General features: G+C 41.2%; 18 protein-coding genes and 1 pseudogene. 16 read left to right on the top strand and 3 right to left on the bottom strand.

The genetic code is table 11. The annotated features are described in order from the left end of the window. Nucleotides 1-32 precede the first annotated feature (32 nt). The 6 genes and pseudogenes from mtnK (at nucleotide 33) to prfB (ending at nucleotide 6,937) form a co-directional block, all read left to right on the top strand. A complete protein-coding gene (gene mtnK, locus CH76_RS07440) occupies nucleotides 33-1,205 on the top strand; it encodes an S-methyl-5-thioribose kinase (RefSeq protein ID WP_036144819.1) in 1,173 nt (390 codons plus the stop codon). Next, nucleotides 1,202-2,245, top strand: coding sequence for an S-methyl-5-thioribose-1-phosphate isomerase (mtnA, locus tag CH76_RS07435; protein ID WP_036144817.1), 1,044 nt, complete (start codon nucleotides 1,202-1,204; stop codon nucleotides 2,243-2,245). The genes mtnK and mtnA overlap by 4 nt, the downstream gene beginning before the upstream one ends. Beyond that, on the top strand, nucleotides 2,242-3,300 hold the full coding sequence (locus CH76_RS07430; protein ID WP_036144816.1) for a sugar ABC transporter substrate-binding protein: 1,059 nt from the start codon (nucleotides 2,242-2,244) through the stop codon (nucleotides 3,298-3,300). The genes mtnA and CH76_RS07430 overlap by 4 nt, the downstream gene beginning before the upstream one ends. Further along, nucleotides 3,297-4,799: a sugar ABC transporter ATP-binding protein gene (locus tag CH76_RS07425; protein WP_036144814.1), complete on the top strand. Its 1,503-nt coding sequence runs from the start codon at nucleotides 3,297-3,299 to the stop codon at nucleotides 4,797-4,799. Before CH76_RS07430 ends, CH76_RS07425 begins: the two co-directional genes overlap by 4 nt. Next, a pseudogene (locus tag CH76_RS07420) lies at nucleotides 4,771-5,759 on the top strand (ABC transporter permease). Before CH76_RS07425 ends, CH76_RS07420 begins: the two are co-directional and overlap by 29 nt. A gap of 76 nt (nucleotides 5,760-5,835) precedes the next feature. Then, nucleotides 5,836-6,937 (top strand): peptide chain release factor 2 gene (gene prfB, locus CH76_RS07415; RefSeq protein ID WP_152553308.1). Its coding sequence is split into 2 segments (ribosomal slippage): nucleotides 5,836-5,907 and nucleotides 5,909-6,937, totalling 1,101 coding nucleotides; the frame shifts between segments, so codons are not numbered across the junction. A gap of 49 nt (nucleotides 6,938-6,986) precedes the next feature. Here prfB and CH76_RS07410 read toward each other — a convergent pair. Further along, on the bottom strand, nucleotides 6,987-7,472 hold the full coding sequence (locus CH76_RS07410; RefSeq protein WP_036144812.1) for a competence protein ComK: 486 nt from the start codon (nucleotides 7,470-7,472) through the stop codon (nucleotides 6,987-6,989). 268 nt (nucleotides 7,473-7,740) lie between these two features. Here CH76_RS07410 and uvrB point away from each other — a divergent pair, with 268 nt between their 5' ends. The 9 genes from uvrB to CH76_RS07365 all read left to right on the top strand — a co-directional run bounded on the left by uvrB (nucleotide 7,741) and on the right by CH76_RS07365 (nucleotide 19,407). Beyond that, nucleotides 7,741-9,705 (top strand): excinuclease ABC subunit UvrB, encoded by a 1,965-nt coding sequence (gene uvrB / locus CH76_RS07405; RefSeq protein ID WP_036144810.1) that lies wholly within the window; start codon nucleotides 7,741-7,743, stop codon nucleotides 9,703-9,705. Between the two features lie 7 nt (nucleotides 9,706-9,712). After that, nucleotides 9,713-12,538 carry an excinuclease ABC subunit UvrA gene (uvrA, locus tag CH76_RS07400; protein WP_036144837.1) on the top strand — a complete coding sequence of 942 codons (2,826 nt, stop codon included), beginning with the start codon at nucleotides 9,713-9,715 and terminating at the stop codon, nucleotides 12,536-12,538. 63 nt (nucleotides 12,539-12,601) lie between these two features. Then, the gene (locus CH76_RS07395) at nucleotides 12,602-13,765 is read left to right on the top strand and encodes a DUF4097 family beta strand repeat-containing protein (protein WP_036144808.1); all 1,164 of its coding nucleotides are present in this window, start codon (nucleotides 12,602-12,604) and stop codon (nucleotides 13,763-13,765) included. A 203-nt stretch (nucleotides 13,766-13,968) separates the two neighbouring features. After that, the gene (ftsE, locus tag CH76_RS07390; RefSeq protein WP_036144806.1) at nucleotides 13,969-14,655 is read left to right on the top strand and encodes a cell division ATP-binding protein FtsE; all 687 of its coding nucleotides are present in this window, start codon (nucleotides 13,969-13,971) and stop codon (nucleotides 14,653-14,655) included. Then, the gene (gene ftsX, locus CH76_RS07385; RefSeq protein ID WP_036144803.1) at nucleotides 14,645-15,529 is read left to right on the top strand and encodes a permease-like cell division protein FtsX; all 885 of its coding nucleotides are present in this window, start codon (nucleotides 14,645-14,647) and stop codon (nucleotides 15,527-15,529) included. Before ftsE ends, ftsX begins: the two co-directional genes overlap by 11 nt. A 19-nt stretch (nucleotides 15,530-15,548) precedes the next feature. Then, on the top strand, nucleotides 15,549-16,865 hold the full coding sequence (locus CH76_RS07380; protein ID WP_036144800.1) for a murein hydrolase activator EnvC: 1,317 nt from the start codon (nucleotides 15,549-15,551) through the stop codon (nucleotides 16,863-16,865). A 149-nt stretch (nucleotides 16,866-17,014) separates the two neighbouring features. Further along, nucleotides 17,015-17,602, top strand: coding sequence for a hypothetical protein (locus CH76_RS07375; RefSeq protein ID WP_051910274.1), 588 nt, complete (start codon nucleotides 17,015-17,017; stop codon nucleotides 17,600-17,602). After that, nucleotides 17,578-18,162 carry a peroxiredoxin gene (locus tag CH76_RS07370; RefSeq protein WP_235190374.1) on the top strand — a complete coding sequence of 195 codons (585 nt, stop codon included), beginning with the start codon at nucleotides 17,578-17,580 and terminating at the stop codon, nucleotides 18,160-18,162. Before CH76_RS07375 ends, CH76_RS07370 begins: the two co-directional genes overlap by 25 nt. Nucleotides 18,163-18,243: 81 nt before the next feature. Continuing rightward, nucleotides 18,244-19,407, top strand: coding sequence for a PDZ domain-containing protein (locus CH76_RS07365; RefSeq protein WP_036144798.1), 1,164 nt, complete (start codon nucleotides 18,244-18,246; stop codon nucleotides 19,405-19,407). Nucleotides 19,408-19,455: 48 nt separating this feature from the next. Here CH76_RS07365 and CH76_RS07360 read toward each other — a convergent pair whose 3' ends face one another. Beyond that, nucleotides 19,456-19,779: an AzlD domain-containing protein gene (locus CH76_RS07360; protein ID WP_036144796.1), complete on the bottom strand. Its 324-nt coding sequence runs from the start codon at nucleotides 19,777-19,779 to the stop codon at nucleotides 19,456-19,458. Next, nucleotides 19,776-20,489 (bottom strand): AzlC family ABC transporter permease, encoded by a 714-nt coding sequence (locus CH76_RS07355; RefSeq protein ID WP_036144830.1) that lies wholly within the window; start codon nucleotides 20,487-20,489, stop codon nucleotides 19,776-19,778. The genes CH76_RS07360 and CH76_RS07355 overlap by 4 nt, the downstream gene beginning before the upstream one ends. An 88-nt stretch (nucleotides 20,490-20,577) precedes the next feature. Between CH76_RS07355 and CH76_RS07350 the strand changes: the two genes are divergently transcribed. Continuing rightward, nucleotides 20,578-21,195, top strand: coding sequence for a TVP38/TMEM64 family protein (locus CH76_RS07350; protein WP_036144795.1), 618 nt, complete (start codon nucleotides 20,578-20,580; stop codon nucleotides 21,193-21,195). The last annotated feature ends 34 nt before the right edge of the window (nucleotides 21,196-21,229 follow it).

The following is a 21,229-nucleotide window of genomic DNA, read 5'->3' as shown; positions in this document are numbered from 1 at the left end:
AATGGGCAAATTATTTAAGGAGGCAAAAAAATATGACAACAGCAACACAGTATGAAGCATTAACGAACACGACAGCGATAGCTTATGCCAAAGATAATAATTTACTAAGCGGTAGTATTACGTGTGAAGAAATTGGTGATGGCAACTTAAATTATGTTTTTCGTTTAGTAAACGACAAAGGTGACAGCATTATTATTAAGCAAGCACTGCCTTATGCCAAAGTAGTAGGTGAAAGTTGGCCATTGACGTTACAACGTGCAACAATCGAGGCCGAAACGTTAAAAAAACATGGCGAGTTTGTACCCGCTTATGTGCCACGTGTTTTACATACAGACGCTGTACTTGCGATTACCGTGATGGAAGATTTGTCGCATTTAACGGTTGCACGTGATGGCTTAATTGCAGGGCAGCATTACGCACATTTAGCTAAACATATAGGCGAGTATTTGGCGAAAACGTTATTTTTTACATCCGACTTTGCGCTTCATCCTTTCGAAAAGAAACGCCTGCAAGTGGCATTTTCGAATCCAGAGTTATGTAAAATTACAGAGGATTTAATCTTTACAGACCCTTACTATGATGCGCCAACAAATGATTTTGAAGAAGGTTTACGTTCAAGCGTAGAAGCGCTATGGCAAGATAATGACTTGCAGCGTGAGGTCGCTAAACTAAAGCGTCATTTTTTAACGCAAGCGGAAGCATTAGTGCATGGTGATTTACACACAGGTAGTATTTTTGTTGATGCACAAACGACTAAAGTCATTGACCCAGAGTTTGCCTTTTATGGCCCTATTGGTTTTGATGTCGGGCAAGTTATCGCCAATTTTACGTTTCAATGGTTAACACGCCAAGGCGAAGATCGCCAAAAAATTGCGACAGATATTGCGACGGTATGGCAAGTGTTTGACACAACGTATCGCCAATTATTCACGAAACATTATGAAGAGCATTACGCCAAAGTAGCAGGGTATTTGGATGACCATATAGCAGATATTTTTGTTGATACTTTAGGCTATGCAGGCGCTGAGTTAATTCGCCGCACGATTGGGTTAGCGCATGTCAAAGATTTAGATAGCATTGAAAATACTGCGCTCCGCTTGCAGAAAAAACAGCAAACGTTACAAGCAGGTAGCTTTATTATTAAAAATAGACGAAATATTTCGTCTATAGAAGGTTATCTTGCTCATTTGGAGGATATACGATGACAACACTACCTGCAACATTACTTTATACACCAGGGAAATTAAAAATTTTAGATCAAACCGTATTACCTTTTGAAACAAATTACCTTACAGCGACAACCGTACAAGATGTGTATGATGCCATTCGAAAATTACAAGTGCGAGGTGCGCCTGCTATTGGTTTAGCAGGCGGTTATGGTTTAGCACTTAGTGTAGGTCAAACGTATCAAAATGTCGAAGAAGCCAAACAACAACTAAGAGTTGATGCCGCCTATTTAATTACGGCACGTCCTACAGCTGTAAATTTAGCTACTATCGTTAATGCGATTGTAGCTGTCGCTCATAACGCTACTACGCTCAGCGATTTAAGAAGCGTTGTGGAAAATGAAATTAAACGATTGCATGAAGCAGATGTTACGCAAGGTTATGCCATAGGCGAACATGCTTTACAAGTGCTCGGCACAAAACGCAAGGTGATGACGATTTGTAATGCAGGCGCTATTGCTACGGCTAAGTACGGCACAGCGCTCGCCCCTTTTCATTTAGGCAAAGAGCGAGGGATTGATTTTTCGGTTGTAGCGTGTGAAACTCGACCACTTTTACAAGGAGCTCGTTTAACAGTATGGGAACTGCAACAAGCAGGGATAGATGTCACGTTAATTACAGATAATATGGCCGCTTATGCTTTAGCTACCCAACAAATTGAAGCGGTTATTGTAGGGGCTGACCGCATTGCACAAAATGGTGATACAGCAAATAAAATTGGCACATTAGGTCTAGCGATAGTAGCCAAAGCCTATGGAATCCCCTTTTATATTGCCGCTCCTTCTACGACCTTTGATTTTACGTGTGCCACAGGTGATGACATTGAAATCGAACAGCGTGCAACTGAAGAAGTAACGACAGTGCTAGGCAAGGCTATCGCAGCGCCAACGACATCTGTACTTAACCCGGCATTTGACGTTACACCCGCTGCTTATATTACTGCAATTATTACAGAAAAAGGTGTGCTACAAGCGCCTTATACGACAAGTATTAAACAATTTGAGGAGGAATTAGTATGAAAAGATGGTTTACATTAATTAGTTTAGTGGCGGTACTTACATTACTCGTAGCTTGCCAACCAAAAGGTGAAGTAACAAACGCACCAGAAGCTACTAAAAAAGAGGCGACAAAAAAATTAGCACTTATTATGCAAGTGAATTTAGGAACGTTTTCTGCACAATATATTGCAGGCGTTAAAGAACAAGCAGAAAAATTAGGAGCAGATGTGACCGTTTTTACAGCGGATGGCGATTTAGCTAAAATGTCTTCTAATTTAGATGCCGCAATTAATCAAAAATTTGATGGTATTTTAATTGATCACGGGACAAAAGAAAGTTTAACCAAAGGTGTGGAGCGAGCTAAGGAGGAAGGTATTCCTGTTGTGGCATTTGATGCAGGCTTAGAAGTAGCTGGCGTACCCGTTTTAGAACAAAATGATGAATTACTGGCACAACAAACTTTGCAAAAACTAAAAGAAGATAGTAATGGTAAGGCAAATATCGTAAAAATTTGGGTGGCAGGCTTTGCGCCAATGGAGCGCCGACAAGTGGCTTACAATGAATTTTTACAAGCGAATGAAGGCATTAAAGAAGTAGCGACATTTGGTTCGGCAACAGCGAGTACGGCACTTGATACGCAAGCGCAAATGGAGGCATTGTTAAAGCAATATCCTAATGAAGGCGACATTACCGCTGTTTGGGCAGCATGGGATGAGTTTGCGAAAGGTGCAGTACGTGCATTAGAACAAGCTGGGCGCACAGATATTAAAGTGTACGGTATTGATATGAGTGATGAAGATTTACAACTTATGCAAAAAGAAGGTAGCCCATGGGTAGCTTCAGCAGCTGTAGATCCAACAGATATTGGTCGTATCCAAGTGCGCTATTTGTATCAATTACTACTCGGTGAAGCACCACAAGATAAAATTCAATTAACACCTGTCTTTGTAGACCAAGCACAGTTACCAAAAGAGCAAATTACCACAGCACAACTTTCTGAATATATTGATGACTGGGGCGCAAGTGACGAAGGTTATACGGATAGCGTGCGTAAAGCAGAGGAAGATGCGCAATGATTGAACTCGCACAAATCACAAAACGATTTGGTGCAACACAAGCGCTAAAAAATGGTCAGCTCCACATCGAAGCGGGTGACATTCATGCGTTGCTAGGGGCAAATGGTGCGGGTAAAAGTACGTTAATAAAAATTTTAGCAGGTGTGCATAGTTATGATGAAGGTAGCTTTATGATTGATGGTCAAACTATTCGTTTTTCCTCACCTAAAGAAGCGCAGCAAGCAGGTATTTTTACTGTTTATCAAGAAGTGGACACTGCTTTAATACCGAGTTTAACCGTAGCCGAAAATATTGTTATTACGCCCAAAAATTTTTGGGTAAAGCGCCATAAAATGCGTCAACAAGCTAAAGAGGCATTGGCGCTATTACAAAGCACGATTGATGTGAATAGTTTAGTGAGTGAATTAACACTAGCCGAAAAACAATTGGTGCTATTAGCAAGAGCGCTGACGCAAAAGGCTCGTTTAATTATTGTAGATGAACCAACTGCACCGCTTTCTTCGACTGAAGCCAAGCAATTATTTGCGGTTATGCGTAAACTGCAAGCCCAAGGTGTGGCATTTATTTTTATTACGCATCGCTTACATGAAGTTTTTGAAGTGAGTAATCAAGTGACAGTAATGCGAGATGGCAGTCATATTATGAGTGCGGCGATTGAAGAAGTTACAGAACATACCATTATTGAAGCGATGTTAGGAAAGTCATTGCAAGCGACAAAATATTTAGCGCCTTCAGCACCAACGACTGTAGTTGCGAAGCTTGAGCATATTAGTGATGGCAACAAAGTAAAAGACAGTAGCTTGACGCTTTATAAAGGAGAGGTGTTGGGGGTTTTTGGTTTAGTAGGCGCTGGAAAGACAGAACTTGCTAAAGTGTGGTTTGGTGAACACAAGGTGACGCAAGGGAAATTTTATTATCCTACAGCCGAAAAAAAATTTACGCATCCTGCTGAAGCGATTAAAGCAGGTGTTGTGTTAATCCCAGAAGAACGTAGAAAAGAAGGCTTGTTTATTGAAGAAAGTGTCTGTACAAATCTTACTTTTCCTTCTTTGCATAAATTTTCTGTTGGCATGTTTATTAAAAAAGCTCGTGAAGTAGCGCAGAGCCGTAAAGTCATACAACAGCTCGGCATTAAAGTAGCTAACCCTCATACGCCTGTTCACTATTTAAGTGGTGGTAATCAACAAAAAGTAGTCATTGGTAAATGGCTAGCACAACAAGCGACGATTTATTTATTTGATGAGCCTACTAAAGGTGTAGACATTGGCGCCAAGGAAGATATTTATCAAACGGTAAGGCAATTAGCGGAGCAAGATAAAGGTGTTGTGTATTTTTCGAGCGAGAGCAATGAAATGTTAACGGTCTGCGATCGTATTGCTGTGATGTATGACGGACGTATTGTAGCTGAATTAACCAATGCCGAAGCTACGGAACAATTACTATTATATTATGCAAGTGGAGGAACAGTGGATGAAGCAAGTGCTACCTTATCTTTATAAATATGGCTCCTTAGCAGTAATGGCGCTTATTATTATTTATTTCAGTTTAGTGAGTGACGTATTTTTATCCTATAACAACTTCAGCGATATTTTACGTGCTATTGCCATTGTTACTGTGTTAGCTTTGGGCGTGACGTTTACGCTGATTGTTAATGGTTTTGATTTATCAGTAGGCTCAACCATGTCGTTAGCTACGGTTGTTTCGGCCTCGTTAATGGTATGGTACGAGTTACCTTTATGGTTAGTAATTTTATTACCGCTACTTGTTGGCGCAGCGATTGGTTTAATAAATGCGTTTTTTATACTCGTTGTTGGTGTACCCGATTTATTAGCTACATTAAGTGTGATGTATATTGTAGCGGGCTTACAAAGTACCTATACAGAAGCTACTCCATTTATAATCATATGCCATTAACATCAGGGGCTACAGCTCCGGGAGAATTTAATGAATTATTTTTATGGCTAGGGCAAGGGTATATGCTTAATGTGCCCGTGCCTGTGTGGATTATGCTGAGTATTGTTTTGCTTTCCTTTATTGTTTTGCGCTATACCACATACGGTCGCATTTTATATTTAACAGGAGGTAATGAGCAAGCAGCGAAACTCGCAGGTATTCGAGTAGCTCGTGTTAAGTTATCTGCTTATGTAATATCAGGTGTTTTTGCTTCAATTGCAGGCATTTTATTTGCGGCTCGTGTAGGTTCGGGGCAAATTGATGCAGGCGCTCCGCTATTAATGGAAGCTGTTGCCGCTGTTTTTGTTGGTTACTCCGTACTCGGCATTGGTAAGCCCAATGCTATTGGCACGTTTTTAGGGGCAGCAACCATTGGTATTTTACTAAATGGCTTAACCATTCAAAATTTACCGTACTATGCGTTTGATATTGTAAAAGGTGTTGTCTTATTAGTTGCTTTATCTGTTACCTACTTGCATCTTAAGCATCGTTTTGCAAATTCATAAAGTAGTTGGAGATTCTTGAGCTATCGTTTATAATGAAAGGATAGCAATTTTAACTACGTGGAGGAATTAACTTATGATGGAATTAGCAGAAGTACGTAATACGTTAGACAATACAGCCAAAAAACTGGCGGACTTTAGGGGGTCTCTTTGACTTAGAAAACAAAGAGGCACGCATTATGGAGCTAGACGAAATGATGCTAGATCCAACTTTTTGGGATGACCAACAAGCAGCGCAAGTTGTCATTAATGAGTCAAACCAATTAAAAAGTACAGTTAATGAGTACAAGGAGCTTGTAGATACACACGAAAATATCGACATGACCCTTGAGCTATTACGTGAAGAGCAAGACGATGATTTGCAAGAAGAGCTAGGTGAGGAAGTTAAAGCATTTAAGAAAAGTATGGAAGACTTTGAATTACAAATGCTACTTAGCGACCCATACGATGCTAATAACGCCATTTTAGAGCTACACCCAGGTGCTGGTGGTACGGAGTCTCAAGACTGGGGTTCATTATTATTACGCATGTATACACGCTGGGCTGAACACCGAGGCTTTAAAGTCGAAACTATTGACTATTTACCAGGTGACGAAGCGGGTATTAAATCCGTAACGCTTGGTATTAAAGGGCATAATGCGTATGGCTACTTAAAGGCCGAAAAAGGCGTACACCGCTTAGTACGTATTTCACCATTTGACTCATCAGGTCGCCGTCATACATCATTTGTTTCATGCGATGTTATGCCAGAGTTTACGGATGATGTTGAGGTTGAAATCCGCACAGAAGATTTAAAAATTGATACGTACCGTTCAACAGGTGCTGGTGGTCAGCACGTTAACACCACTGACTCAGCTGTACGTATTACGCATATGCCAACAGGTATTGTTGTACAATGTCAGGCAGAGCGTTCACAAATCAAAAACCGCGAAAAAGCTATGAATATGTTAAAAGCTAAACTTTACCAAGTAGAGCTAGAAAAACAACAATCACAGCTTGATGATATTCGCGGTGAACAAAAGGAAATTGGCTGGGGTAGCCAAATCCGTTCTTATGTATTCCACCCTTACTCAATGGTAAAAGACCACCGTACAAGTGAGGAAACAGGTAATATTGGTGCAGTAATGGATGGCGATATTGATCCATTTATCCACGCGTACCTACGCTCACAAATGAATTAAACACAAGGCTGTATTAAAGGTTAACCCCTTTGATGCAGCCTTTTTTTCGTTAAAAAAGCGATTCATGTACAAGTAGTTGTTGCTCCTTTTTAAAGTGACGGTACAGTAAGGTTGCGTTGGCGTACTGCTTGAGCATGGTTGTATAACTCACGTCTAGCGTGATGCGCTGATTGGTAATGAGTGTTAGTATGCAACCTTCGCCAATAGGATCAATGCGCTTGACTGCGTGCAGTCCTACCCAACTATTATGAGGTGAGGACGGAGATAATGTTGGAAAAAAGATGCAAGGCATCCCATAATGGTGAGCAATGACAATGGGTAGCTTATGCTGATTAGTAAAAAAGCTTTTGGCATTTTTACGCGCCATTTCGTACGACATTCCGAGTGTTAAACAAGTTTTGCGAATTAAGTAGATGGGCTTGCGTAGCACCACCGTTTCAAAGTTTTTATCAATAATTTGTGATACCAGTTGTCCTTCGTGTTGTGTTGGGGTAATGAGTAAAGTATCGAACGAAATAAGATAGGCTGCTTTCATAAAAAATTCCTCCTTTTTTTGTTTGAGTATACGCGGGAATTTTGACGAGCACGACACAGATAAACCGACAAAAATCGTGATAAAACGACAAAAAGTGCATTAAAACGACAAAATAGGCTGCAAAAGGGCCGTTTTCATACCTTTTAAGGGGTTTTTTGACCAATTAGTGTACTTTTATGTCGTTTTAACCATGAAACGAAGCATATGTTCCCATGGTTTTTTCATTTGTGCTAAAATAGGGAGACAAAAATAAAGGGAGATGGGCTAAGTGGAATTTAATTTACAATCAAAATATCAGCCGAATGGTGACCAACCAGCGGCAATTGCTGAATTAGTAGAAGGATTGAAAGTTAATAAAAAGCATCAAACATTACTTGGGGCTACAGGTACGGGTAAAACATTTACCATTTCCAACGTGATACAACAAGTAAAGCGACCTACGCTAGTGATGGCGCATAATAAAACGCTAGCGGGGCAATTATATAGTGAGTTTAAGGAGTTTTTTCCGGATAATGCAGTGGAGTATTTTGTGAGTTACTACGATTATTATCAACCAGAGGCTTATGTGCCACAAACGGATACATTTATCGAAAAAGACGCGAGTATCAATGATGAGATTGATAAGTTACGTCACTCTGCCACTTCCGCATTATTTGAGCGTGATGATGTCATTATTGTGGCATCTGTATCTTGTATTTACGGCTTAGGTTCGCCAGAGGAGTACCGTGAGATGGTAGTATCCATCCGCAAGGGCATGGAGCTTGAGCGTAATCAATTATTGCGTAAGCTTGTAGATGTGCAGTATCAGCGTAATGATGTGAGCTTTACACGCGGGACTTTTCGCGTGCGTGGTGATGTAGTGGAAATCTTCCCTGCATCGCGTGATAGTGAGTGTATTCGGGTAGAGTTTTTTGGTGACGAGATTGAGCGTATTCGTGAGATTGATGCTTTAACAGGTGAAGTGCTTAATGAGCGCGAGCATGTGGCTGTATTTCCTGCATCCCACTTCGTAACCCGCGAGGAAAAAATGAAGATTGCCATTGAAAATATCGAAAAAGAGTTAGCGCAGCAATTAGAGGTACTGCGTGCAGATGATAAATTGCTAGAGGCGCAGCGCTTAGAGCAACGTACAAATTATGATTTAGAGATGATGCGTGAGATGGGCTTTTGCTCAGGTATCGAAAACTACTCGCGTCAGCTAACTTTGCGCGAGGCAGGAGCTACGCCTTATACATTGCTAGATTACTTCCCTGACGATTTTTTACTAGTGGTGGATGAGAGTCACGTTACATTACCCCAAGTGCGCGGCATGTATAACGGTGACCAAGCCCGTAAAAATGTGCTAGTGGAGCATGGTTTTCGTTTGCCATCAGCATTAGACAATCGCCCGTTAAAGTTTGAGGAGTTTGAGCAAAAGGTGGGGCAAGCGATTTATGTTTCGGCAACACCAGGTCCGTATGAAATTGAGCACACACCTAAAATGGTTGAGCAAATCATTCGTCCAACGGGGCTACTTGATCCTACAATTGAAGTACGCCCAATTGAGGGACAGATTGATGATTTAATTGATGAGATTAATGAGCGCGTGGCACGTAATGAGCGTGTATTAATTACGACGCTAACTAAAAAAATGTCGGAGGATTTAACGACGTATTTAAAAGAGCTTGGCATGAAGGTGGAGTACTTGCACTCGGAAGTTAAGACGCTTGACCGTATTGAGATTATACGTGAGCTACGACGTGGTACGCATGATGTATTAGTAGGGATTAACTTATTACGTGAGGGGCTTGATATTCCAGAGGTATCACTGGTGGCAATACTAGATGCGGATAAGGAGGGCTTCCTGCGTTCGGAGCGTTCACTCATTCAAACGATTGGACGAGCAGCGCGTAACGCAAACGGGCAGGTTATTATGTATGCAGATAAGATGACAGACTCTATGACGAAGGCGATTTCGGAGACGCAACGTCGTCGTGATATTCAAAAAGCATACAATACGGAGCATGGCATTACGCCAACTACGATTACTAAGAAGATACCCGATATTATACGTGCAACGCAAGTGGCAGAAAACGAACAGAGCTATGTAATGCGCAAAGTATATACGAAAAAAGAGCGAGAAAAACTCGTTGAGACCTTAACAAAAGAAATGAAGGAAGCCGCGCTGGCACTCGATTATGAGCGTGCTGCACAGCTTCGTGATACGATACTCGAACTACAAGCAGAAGGGTGAGAAAAATTTGAAGAATACCGAAATTGTAGTACAAGGCGCAAGAGCGCATAATTTAAAAAATATTGATGTGACCATCCCGCGTGACCAACTTGTGGTCATTACAGGGTTGTCGGGTTCGGGCAAATCTTCATTAGCCTTTGATACGATTTATGCAGAGGGGCAACGACGCTATGTTGAGTCGTTGTCTGCTTATGCACGCCAGTTTTTAGGGCAAATGGATAAGCCAGATGTGGATGCTATTGAAGGGTTGTCACCTGCGATTTCCATTGACCAAAAAACAACGAGCCGTAACCCACGTTCGACAGTAGGTACAGTAACAGAGATTTATGATTACTTGCGCCTTTTGTACGCGCGTGTAGGTAAGCCGTTTTGTCCTACGCATGGTATCGAAATTACCTCGCAAACGATTGAGCAAATGGTAGACCGCATTATGCAGTACGAGGAGCGTGCGCGTCTACAAATTTTAGCCCCAATTGTACAAGGGCGTAAAGGTACACATGTTAAAGTCATTGAGGACTTAAAAAAGCAAGGTTTTGTGCGTGTACGTGTGGACGGAGAGCTACGCGATTTAGATGATGATATTGTGATGGACAAAAATAAAAAGCATACTATCGAAGCGGTGATTGACCGTATTGTGATTAAAGAAGGGGTAGCAGCACGCCTTAGTGACTCCCTAGAGACAGCGCTACGCTTAGCGGATGGTCGTGTAATTGTTGATGTAATGGGGATTGAGGAGCTGTTATTTAGCGAGCATCATGCATGTACAATTTGTGGCTTCTCGATTGGAGAGCTAGAGCCACGCATGTTTTCGTTTAATAGCCCATTTGGGGCATGCCCAGGCTGTGATGGTTTAGGGGTAAAGCAAGAGGTGGACGAGGCACTCATTATCCCTGATTATAGTAAAACGCTTTTAGAGCATGCGATTGCCCCATGGGAACCAACAAGCTCGCAGTATTACCCACAATTACTTTCGGCTGTGTGTAAGCATTATGATATTCCTCAAGATGTGCCTGTAGGAGAGTTACCTAAGGAGCAACTTGGTAAAATTTTATATGGCTCTGGTACAGATAGCATTAATTTTGTATTTGAAAATGAGTTTGGTGATGTGCGTAATAAAAATGTACCTTTTGAAGGCGTTATCCCTAATGTGGCGCGACGCTTTAAAGATACAAGCTCAAATTATGTGCGCGAACAAATGGAAAAATACATGACAGAGCAACACTGCCCAACATGTAAGGGTTACCGTTTAAAAAAGGAAACATTAGCCGTAAAAATCGAGGGGCTACACATTGGTGAGGTTACAGCTTTTTCGATTGTGGAAGCTGTAGCGTTCTTTAATAATTTAACGTTATCCGAAAAGGACTACCAAATTGCGCGCTTAATTTTACGTGAGATTGATGAGCGTTTGAGTTTCCTTGTGAATGTAGGCTTGGATTATTTAACACTTAGCCGTGCAGCTGGTACATTGTCAGGTGGTGAGGCACAGCGTATTCGTTTAGCGACGCAAATTGGCTCGCGCTTAACAGGTGTGCTTTATATTTTAGATGAGCCATCTATTGGGTTACACCAACGCGATAATGACCGCTTAATTGGTACGCTAAAAAGTATGCGTGATATTGGTAATACACTTATTGTCGTTGAGCATGATGAGGATACGATGATGGCGGCAGATTATTTAATTGATGTAGGGCCAGGTGCTGGCGTACATGGTGGTACGATTGTGGCAGCAGGCACACCAACAGAGGTAATGAATAACAAAGCTTCATTAACAGGGCAGTATTTGAGTGGTAAAAAGGCCATCCCTGTACCAAAAGAGCGTCGTAAGGGCGATGGGCGTAAGCTAACCATTGTTGGTGCTAAAGAAAACAACCTAAAAAATGTTAAGGTTGATATCCCAATTGGCACGTTTATCGCGGTAACAGGTGTATCAGGATCAGGTAAATCAACACTTATTAATGAGGTACTTTATAAAACATTAGCACAGCAACTAAACGGAGCAAAAGCAAAGCCAGGTGCGCATAAAGAAGTTAAAGGTATTGAGCAATTAGAGAAGGTTATTGATATTGACCAATCACCAATCGGACGTACACCACGCTCTAACCCTGCAACTTATACGAGTGTGTTTGATGATGTGCGTGATGTGTTTGCGTCAACCAATGAAGCAAAGTTACGCGGTTACCAAAAAGGGCGTTTTAGCTTTAATGTTAAAGGCGGTCGTTGTGAGGCATGTCGCGGGGACGGCATTATTAAAATCGAAATGCACTTCCTACCCGATGTGTATGTGCCTTGTGAGGTGTGTCATGGCAAACGTTATAATCGCGAAACGCTAGAAGTTTTATATAAAGGCAAAAATATTTCGGATGTGTTAGAGATGACAGTAGAGGACGCACTGCAGTTCTTCGAAAACATCCCGAAAATAAAACGTAAGCTACAGACGATTGTAGATGTGGGATTAGGGTATATAAAACTAGGACAACCTGCTACTACGTTGTCAGGTGGTGAGGCACAGCGTGTGAAGCTCGCTTCGGAGTTGCATAAGCGCTCAAATGGTAAGTCCATTTATATTTTAGATGAGCCTACAACGGGTTTACATGCTGATGATATTGCACGTTTATTAGGTGTGTTGCAACGCCTTGTAGATAATGGTGATACGGTATTAGTTATTGAGCATAATCTTGATGTTATTAAAACGGCTGATTATGTCATTGATTTAGGGCCAGAAGGTGGCGATAAGGGCGGTACTATCGTAGCGACAGGTACACCTGAAGCTATTGCCAACACAGCGGCTTCACACACAGGGCACTATTTAAGTAAGGTACTTACAAAAAAGTAAGTGAAACTTTTTAAGCCACACAGCGTAAATAGTAGTATACAAATCGTGAGGAGGCTTTATAGTATGCAAACTGAAAAAGAACGTATTTTACAAATGGTATCTGAGGGTAAGTTAGCGGTTGAGGAAGCAATCACGTTATTAGAAGCACTTGAAAAAAAGGGTGAGGTAACGCAAGCTGAGCCAGCCAAAGCATTTGAAGAAGCAACAAAAGAACAACCAAAACAAGAACAGCCAAAGCAGGAAAAAACATTTGAAGGTATGTTTGAGGAAGAAATGAAAACATTCCGCAAAGATATTACACAAATTGGTTCTGTATTTATGGATTTATTTAATAAAACGGTGGATAAGGTCAAAGACTTTGATGTTTCTACACCATTCCCACTAGGCGAAAAGGTCAACTTCCAAGAGGTCAAAACATTTGATGGTGATGCGGTACGCCAAGTATATGTTGATTTACCAAATGGTAGCTTAACTGTTGAAGCGGCAGAGCTTAATGATGTGCGAGTAGTAGCAAGTGTACGCACAGCCGTTGTTAATAATGATGCTGAGGCAACAAAGCAAGCCTTTTTAGAGCAATTTGTCGTTGATGTCGAACAAGAAACATTGCGTGTTATTGCGGATAGTAAGTGGTCGCAAGTAGAGGTTACACTGTACTTGCCACGTAAAAAATACGATGAGTTAAAGCTACGCTTTTTAAACGGCGCTGTAAGTTTACATGATGTTGAAGCAACAAAACTTCGTGTAAAATCACTAAACGGTGCAGTTAAAGCAAACCACGTAAAATTTACAGATGCTGAAGTAAAAACATCGAATGGTGCAATTGATTTACATGATGTACGCGGTCATGAAATTGAAGCAGAGACGATGAATGGTCGTATTTATATTGACGGTGCGATTGAAGAAGTAGAAGCTAAATCAATAAACGGTGCGGTATCCATTACCACATACGCTAAGCATGCTCGTAAGCTAGAGGCAGAAACAGCCGCTGGTAATGTAGAGTTTTATGTACCGAGCCATTTAGCGCTAAACGGTAAGCTCGCAACAAACATGGGCAAGCTTGACGTTAGCCTAGCGGATATTGATAAAGTAGCATCGCAAGATCAGCCGCTTTCTAAATCGCTCAATTTTACTAAAGACGTAGACAATGCGCCTAAACTTTATGTAGACGGGGCATCACGTACAGGTAATATTATCGTACGCTATACAACAATCGTAGATACAGAGTAAACGTAACATGGGCAGCCGCGGCTGCCTTTTTTCTATGCAAAAATCAAATTTGGAACTTTTATGTAGATTTCATTGGCAATGCTACTGTAACCCTTATATACTAATCGCAACACACGAAATATATTGAAATCTAATTGTAACAGCACGGTATAGTTGGAATGATATAATACAATAAGAATTTAACTGAAGGAGTACGGGACAATATGATACAAATGAAAAATGTAACGAAGAAGTATTCTAATGGCGTTGTCGCTGTTAATGGTATATCCGTTCACATTAGACCAGGCGAGTTTGTGTATGTTGTAGGTCCAAGTGGTGCAGGTAAATCGACTTTTATTAAGTTGATGTATCGCGAGGAAAAAGCAACGTCAGGCAGTGTCGTCATTAATGGTATAGATTTATCAACACTAAAAAACAGACAGGTACCCGCGTTTCGTCGTAATGTAGGTGTGGTGTTCCAAGATTTTAAATTATTACCACGCTTAACAGCTTACGAGAATATCGCCTTTGCGCTTGAAGTAACAGAGGAGGAGCCTACTGTTATTCGCAAACGTGTAATGGAAGTGCTTGAGCTAGTAGGCTTAACGCATAAAGCTAAAATGTTCCCGCATGAGCTATCTGGCGGGGAGCAACAGCGTGTATCAATTGCGCGCTCTATTATTAACACGCCACAACTCGTAATTGCGGATGAGCCAACAGGTAACCTTGACCCTGATACGTCATGGGATATTATGCATTTATTTGAAAAAATTAATGCGCAGGGTACAACAATTGTAATGGCTACGCATAATAAAGAGATTGTAAATACGGCACGCCGTCGCGTTATTGCGATTGAGGGCGGCATTATTGTACGTGACCAAGACGGAGGTGAATACGGCTATGAAAGGTAGAACCATAAGCCGCCATTTCCGCGAGAGCTTTAAATCTTTAGGACGTAATGGTTGGATGACGTTCGCATCCATTGGTGCCGTAACAGTAACATTAATTTTAGTTGGTGTATTTGCTTTAATTATGACCAACTTAAATAAAATGGCAGATGACATCGAAAATGATGTCGAAATTAAAGTGTTAATTGATGATTTAGCTGGCAGTAAAGATGAGCGAGAGCTACAGGCTAAAATAAAAAAATTACCAGAGGTCGCAGAGATGCGTTACTCCTCTAGGGACGAAGAATTAAAGAAAGTCATTAAAGATTACGGTGACGACTTTACACTTCATGAGCAAAGCAACCCGCTTCGTAACGCTATTTATGTAAAGGCAACAAACCCGCAAGAAACAGCCAATTTAGCGAAGAAGATTGATAAATATGAGTTTACAGCCGAAGTGAATTACGGTAAAGACAAAGTGAAAAAGTTATTTAATGTATTAAACGCAGGACGCAATGCAGGTGTTGTATTAATTATAGGCTTACTGTTAACGGCAGTATTCTTAATCTTTAATACGATTCGTATTACGATTATCGCCCGTCGTGACGAAATCGAAATTATGAAGCTTGTTGGCGCAACTAATAGCTTTGTACGTATACCATTTTTATTAGAGGGTGCATGGCTAGGGCTACTTGGCTCAATAATACCGGTTACCGTTGTAGCGGTATTATATAGCAGTGTTCACAAAAATATTTCGCCAAATCTTAAGGGTGAGCTTGTACAACTAGTAAGTTACTCACCGTTAATTTATCAAGTAGCTGCTTTATTAATTGGCCTTGGTGTCATTATTGGTATGTGCGGCAGCTTTATGTCAGTACGTAAGTTTTTAAAGATTTAAGGATAGGGGCGTTCAGTAAGTGACGAAAAAACGATGGACAACAGGTTGGCGCATTGTAACGGCAAGTGCTGCGCTTATGTTATTTACACAAGCACCACTTGCTAGTGCCGAAGATTTATCAGAGCTCAAAAATGAAAAGCAACAAATCGAAAAAAAGAAAAATGATTTAGATGCTACGATTCAAAATAAATCAGACCAGCTACAAGCTAATGTCGAAAAACAGCAAGCAGCTGTCGAAAAAATCCAAGCATTAACCGTACAAATTGCTGAAACAAATGATAAATTATTTAAGCTTAATCAAGAAATTACCGACACTAATCAAGAAATTGAGGAGCTCGCGGCTTCTATTGCAGAGCTTGAACGTAAAATTGAGGAGCGTAACGAGTTATTAGCAGAGCGTGCCCGTGCTGTACAAGCGCGTGGTCAAGTATCGTATATTGACGTGTTGTTAAGCTCTAGTAGCTTTGTTGATTTTATTGACCGCTTCACAGCTGTTAATACATTAATTGACGCAGACCGTAAAATTATTGAGGAGCAAGAAGCGGATCGTGCGCGCCTCGAAGTTGAAAAGGCTGAAATTGAAAAGCGTAAACGCGAGTTAGAAATTAAAAAGGCTGAAGTTGAGAGTTTAAAGGCAACATTAGCTGAGCAAAAAGCTGAGCAAGACCGTCAAATTGCGGCACTTGAAGAAGCAGAAGCTAAATTGAAAAAGGAAAAGCAATTACTAGAAGTTGAGCATGAGGACGCGGTGAGCCTGTCAGAAGAGTTACAAAATAAAATTGTAGCAGAACAGCAACGCATGGCAGAGATTGCTCGTCAACAAGCGGCTAAGGCGGCCGCTGCACAGCAGCAACAACAGCGTCAAGCAGCACCAAGTGGCGGTGTGAGTGATAGCGCGGCAAGTGTGCCATTACCTTCTACATCAGCAGGTACATGGACACGCCCATCCTCAGGACCAATCACATCAAACCATGGTTGGCGTAATATTGGTGAGGGTGACGAATACCACTATGGTTTAGATATTGGTAGCGCCTATGGCTCCGCAGTTGTAGCAGCTGCAGATGGTGTAGTATCTCACGCAGCACCACTCAGTACGTATGGTAATTTAATTATGATTACACATTCGATTGATGGACAGATTTACACTACAGTATATGCGCATTTAAGCGGCTTTAATGTATCTCAAGGTCAAACGGTTACCAAAGGACAACAAATTGGTAGCGTTGGCTCAACAGGGCGCTCAACAGGGCCTCACTTGCACTTTGAGCTACACACAGGTGCATGGCAAGGACAGCGCGTAAACAATATTAACCCTATGTATTATATTCCGTTTTAATAAATAAGGAGTCATGTCATTGTTTTGACGTGATTCCTTATTTTTGTGAGCAAGTTAGATGTATCGCCTTAAAATTGTATGCTATGGTTATAACGATTAAGGGGAGGTAGCTACATGCAAATTACTGATATATATATAAGATAGGTAATATGAGCATACCCTCAACGTGGGTAGCGGCACTCGTAGCGATATTGCTTACGGTTATTGTGCTACGCATCCAATACCCTAAAGAGATTGCTTCTTTATACAGCGACCTCGCATTGACTTTTATTTTAGTATGGAAGTTTAGTGTCATACTAACGGATTTTGCATTAGTAGTGCGGCATCCGCTAACGATACTGTATTTTAATGGTGGTAAACTAGGCGTACTACTTGGCGCAGTGGCTGTTGTAATTCAGGCTTGGCGTAAACGAGAGAAGTGGTCGTTTGAAGCAGGCGCTTGGGCGATTGCTTTAACACAGGCAGGCTTTCAAATTAGCATGGTGTTAACTAATGATAATACACGTACTGCAGAGCTACTAACGCTCATGCTAATGACGATTGCTTTACTATGGGCACTACAAACAGCAAGCGAGGCGAGTATTAAAAGCTTTGCAAGTATCCAATTACTTGTAGCTTTAGTACAGCCCGTTAATTTATGGTCACAGCTGAGTGTTTGGCTTACTGTTTTATTTGTGGGCGCATTATTTTTTATACAAAGGAGTTTACATAAGTGGAAAAGAAAAATATCGGGATGATTGTTGTGGTAGTACTACTCGTTATTGCGGTGAGTACCTATGTAAAGCAGCAAATTGCTAAAGACCGTGAGCTAGAAATTAATGAGTCACTACTTGGTAAGGCTATGGATTTAAATTATAAGCAGACGGGGCTACGTAAGGGCGATACACCGCCAGACTTTACGCTAACTACACTAGATGGTGAAAAAGTAACGTTAAGTGACTACAAAGGTAAAAAGGTGATTTTAAACTTTTGGGCTTCTTGGTGCCCTCCGTGTAAAGCCGAAATGCCTCATATGCAAAAGTATTATGATAAAAAAGCGAAAGAGCAAAATTTTGAAATTTTAGCGGTTAACTTAACGAGTGAAGAAAAGGGCGATCGTTTAGTAGAAAAGTTTTTGCAAAGCTACGGCATTACTTTCCCAGTGCCAATGGATGAGAAGGGTGATATTGCACTAAAATATCAAGTCATCACGATTCCTTCTACATTTATTTTAAATACAGATGGACAAATTGAGCATTCCATTATCGGACCAATGAACGAGGATTTACTGGAAACTTATGTAGAGGGCATTAACTAAGACATCTAGCGATAGGTGTCTTTTTTTTGGTACAATAGGATATAACAAAATTTTGTGGTAAAGGGAGGCGTGCTAACACGTATGGACTATTTAGTAATGGTAGCGACAGCCCTCGGTCGCTTTTTGATAAATCCTATTGTATACCTAACGCTACTACTGGCAGTTTTTTTAGGCTATCGCCGTGTTAAGCGTGAGCGTTCGCATTTTCACATTCGTATCCAGCATGGGGCAACAGAGCTGTATAGTACGATAAAGGAGAGCCTTGGTTATGCGCTATTGCTGTCATTTATTAGTGTAGGCGCAGGGCTTGTAGTACCTTCTACATTTTTATTATATTTAACAGCTGTTACAGTGGTGCTAAGCATCACGCTAGTCGTAGTGAGCCTATCACCTATGTACACGATTGCTTTAACGGTGGCGGCTATCGCCTTAGCGCGTTGGCAAGAGCTACCGCAGTATTTAGGTGATGCAGATATTACGCAAGCCTTTATGCCAATTGTGTTGTTAACAGGGCTTTTTGTATTAGTGGAGGGTGTGTTAATTCGTCGTGCCTATCGCAATGGTTTAACGCCTTCACTGCAAAAAACAAAGCGCGGATTACATGCCATTGTTTACCGCTTACGTAAAGTGTGGTTGCTACCTGTTTTTATGGTTATCCCGAGCGGGCCCTTGCAGGCAATAGCACCGTATTGGCCACAGTTTACCCTAGGTGCTAGTGATTTTTCTTTAGTGCTATTTCCGATTGTGATTGGTACGGCACTGACGTCACGTAAACGCATGCCTGATGCTGTATTTACAGCGTATGGTAAATGTGTCACTACACTAGGTTTACTGCTAATTTTAAGTGCTATTATAGTATATTACGTACCTGTAGCCTTTTGGGTAATCATAGCAGTAGGCGTTGTAATGCGTGCTGGGCTTAGCTTGTACTTTGTATGGCGCGAGCAAGCGGATAGCTATGCTGTAGCACCGAGCGCTAAAGGTATTATGATTGCGGCTGTGTTACCTGATTCGCCCGCAGAAAAAATGGGCTTACAATTAGGCGAGTGTATTGTTAAGGTTAATGGTCAACCTGTTACTAACGAGGACGAGCTGTATGAGGCGCTACAAATTAATGCAGCGTATTGTAAGCTTGAGGTACTTGACTATCAACAAGAGATGCGCCAAACGCAACATGCTGTCTTTGCGGAGGATCACTACCGTATCGGTATTATTGCGGCTGATCCACATGGACGTAGACGATAAGAGAAAGCAAAAGGAGGCGCTACGTGCATAACGTAGTACCTCCTTTTTTTACATTAGTAGGCGTACGACTGCCATAATGATGACACCGCCGACAACAGTGAGGGATAAACTTTTGGTAATGAGTGCGATAGCGAGCGTTGGCACAAAGGTAATGAGCTTTGGCCAATCCAATGATACTACTGTGCCACGTGTATCTAACAAACTCTCAAATACGAGTGCACTTAAAATACATACGGGGATGTAGCTAAGCCAGCGCATCATACTATCAGGCAGTGTTAATGAGCGTACAAAGATAAAAGGTAGCACGCGTGGAATCCACGTTACAATGGCACAGCCAATAATGAGTAATAACATTTCTGTCGTTGTCGTCATTCTGTTAACACCCCAATCGTTGCGACAATAATTGTGGCAACTAAAACAGCTAAATGTGAAGCCATAAGGAAGGATAATCCGTACATAAAGATACCCATATAACAAATGAGTTTAATATAGTGTACAACTTTTGTTTTGCCAACGGCTTGAAGCTGAAGTACGAGCAGTGCAACAAACATAGCGACAAGTGCAAAATCCAGTCCCCATTTTTCAGGCGTTGCAACCCACTGGCCTAAAAAGGCGCCAATAATACAAGAAGCAATCCAAAAACTATAGGCGGTAACATTAAGCCCGTCCATCCATTTGCCGTAAAGTTTGCCATTTTGCATTGACTTGGTCATAGCTACACCAAATGTCTCGTCTGTGAGCAATGTGCCAAAACCAATATTACGTAGCACACTATGCTGTGTAAAATAGGGTGCGAGTGATAGGCTCATTAATAAATGACGCAAATTTACGATAAAAATAGTAATGATAATCGCAGAAGCGGGGCTACCTGTTAAAATAAGGGCGCAAAAAATAAATTGAGCGGAGCCAGCGTATACGAGTATGGATAATAATGCAATTTCGAGTACACTTAAATGAGAGGCTGCGCCAACGACACCGAAGGCAAGCCCGATGCTAATATAACCGAACAACGTAGGGAGGCAATCCTTAATGCCTTGTAAAAACGAATCATCTGTTGCAGTAGTAGTTGTCAATTTGTTCAGCTCACTTTCTAGCAATAGTTAGTATTTTCAGATTATACAGAGTAACTTCAAGTTGTGCAATGACTAATGAATATAAGGTGGGATAATGATGAATGAATGGTTTACAATCGATAACGTGGAGCATTTAGCAGAGCAGTATAAGCGTTTAGGACCTTTTATTGGCGTATTATTTCCGATGTTAGAAGCCTTTTTGCCTTTTTTACCGCTCGTTGTATTTGTAGTAGCTAATGCCAGTGCATTTGGCTTATGGCTAGGTTTTTTACTGTCGTGGTTAGGGACAGTAATTGGTTCCTATCTTGTGTTTTTACTTGTGCGACGTTTCGGTCATCATCCGCGTTTAAAGCGTTTGACAGGGGGCGAGCGTGTCCAGTCTTTAATTCGTTGGGTAGATATGCGAGGGTTGAGCCCCTTGTTTGTATTGCTGTGCTTCCCTTTTACACCTTCTGTGCTTGTAAATATTGTGGCGGGCCTATCTAATATTCGTAAAAAGTTTTATTTTATTGTATTGGCAGCAGGGAAGTTTGTGATGATTTTTTCGATGAGCTTTTTAGGCTATGATTTACGAGCGCTATTAACAAGTCCTGTAAAAATGATTTTAGCTGCTGTGGCGATTATCGTACTATGGGCACTCGGCAAATTATTAGAAAACCAATTAAATAAACGCGTACTGCGCGACTTACAAGATACGGACTCGTCGAAGAAATAATTCGACGAGTTTTGTTATACTAAATAAAAAGGAG

This window comes from Lysinibacillus sp. BF-4 (assembly GCF_000743635.1).
In the GTDB taxonomy this organism is placed as follows: domain Bacteria; phylum Bacillota; class Bacilli; order Bacillales_A; family Planococcaceae; genus Metalysinibacillus; species Metalysinibacillus saudimassiliensis.
This window is presented reverse-complemented; position numbering and strand designations above follow the sequence as displayed.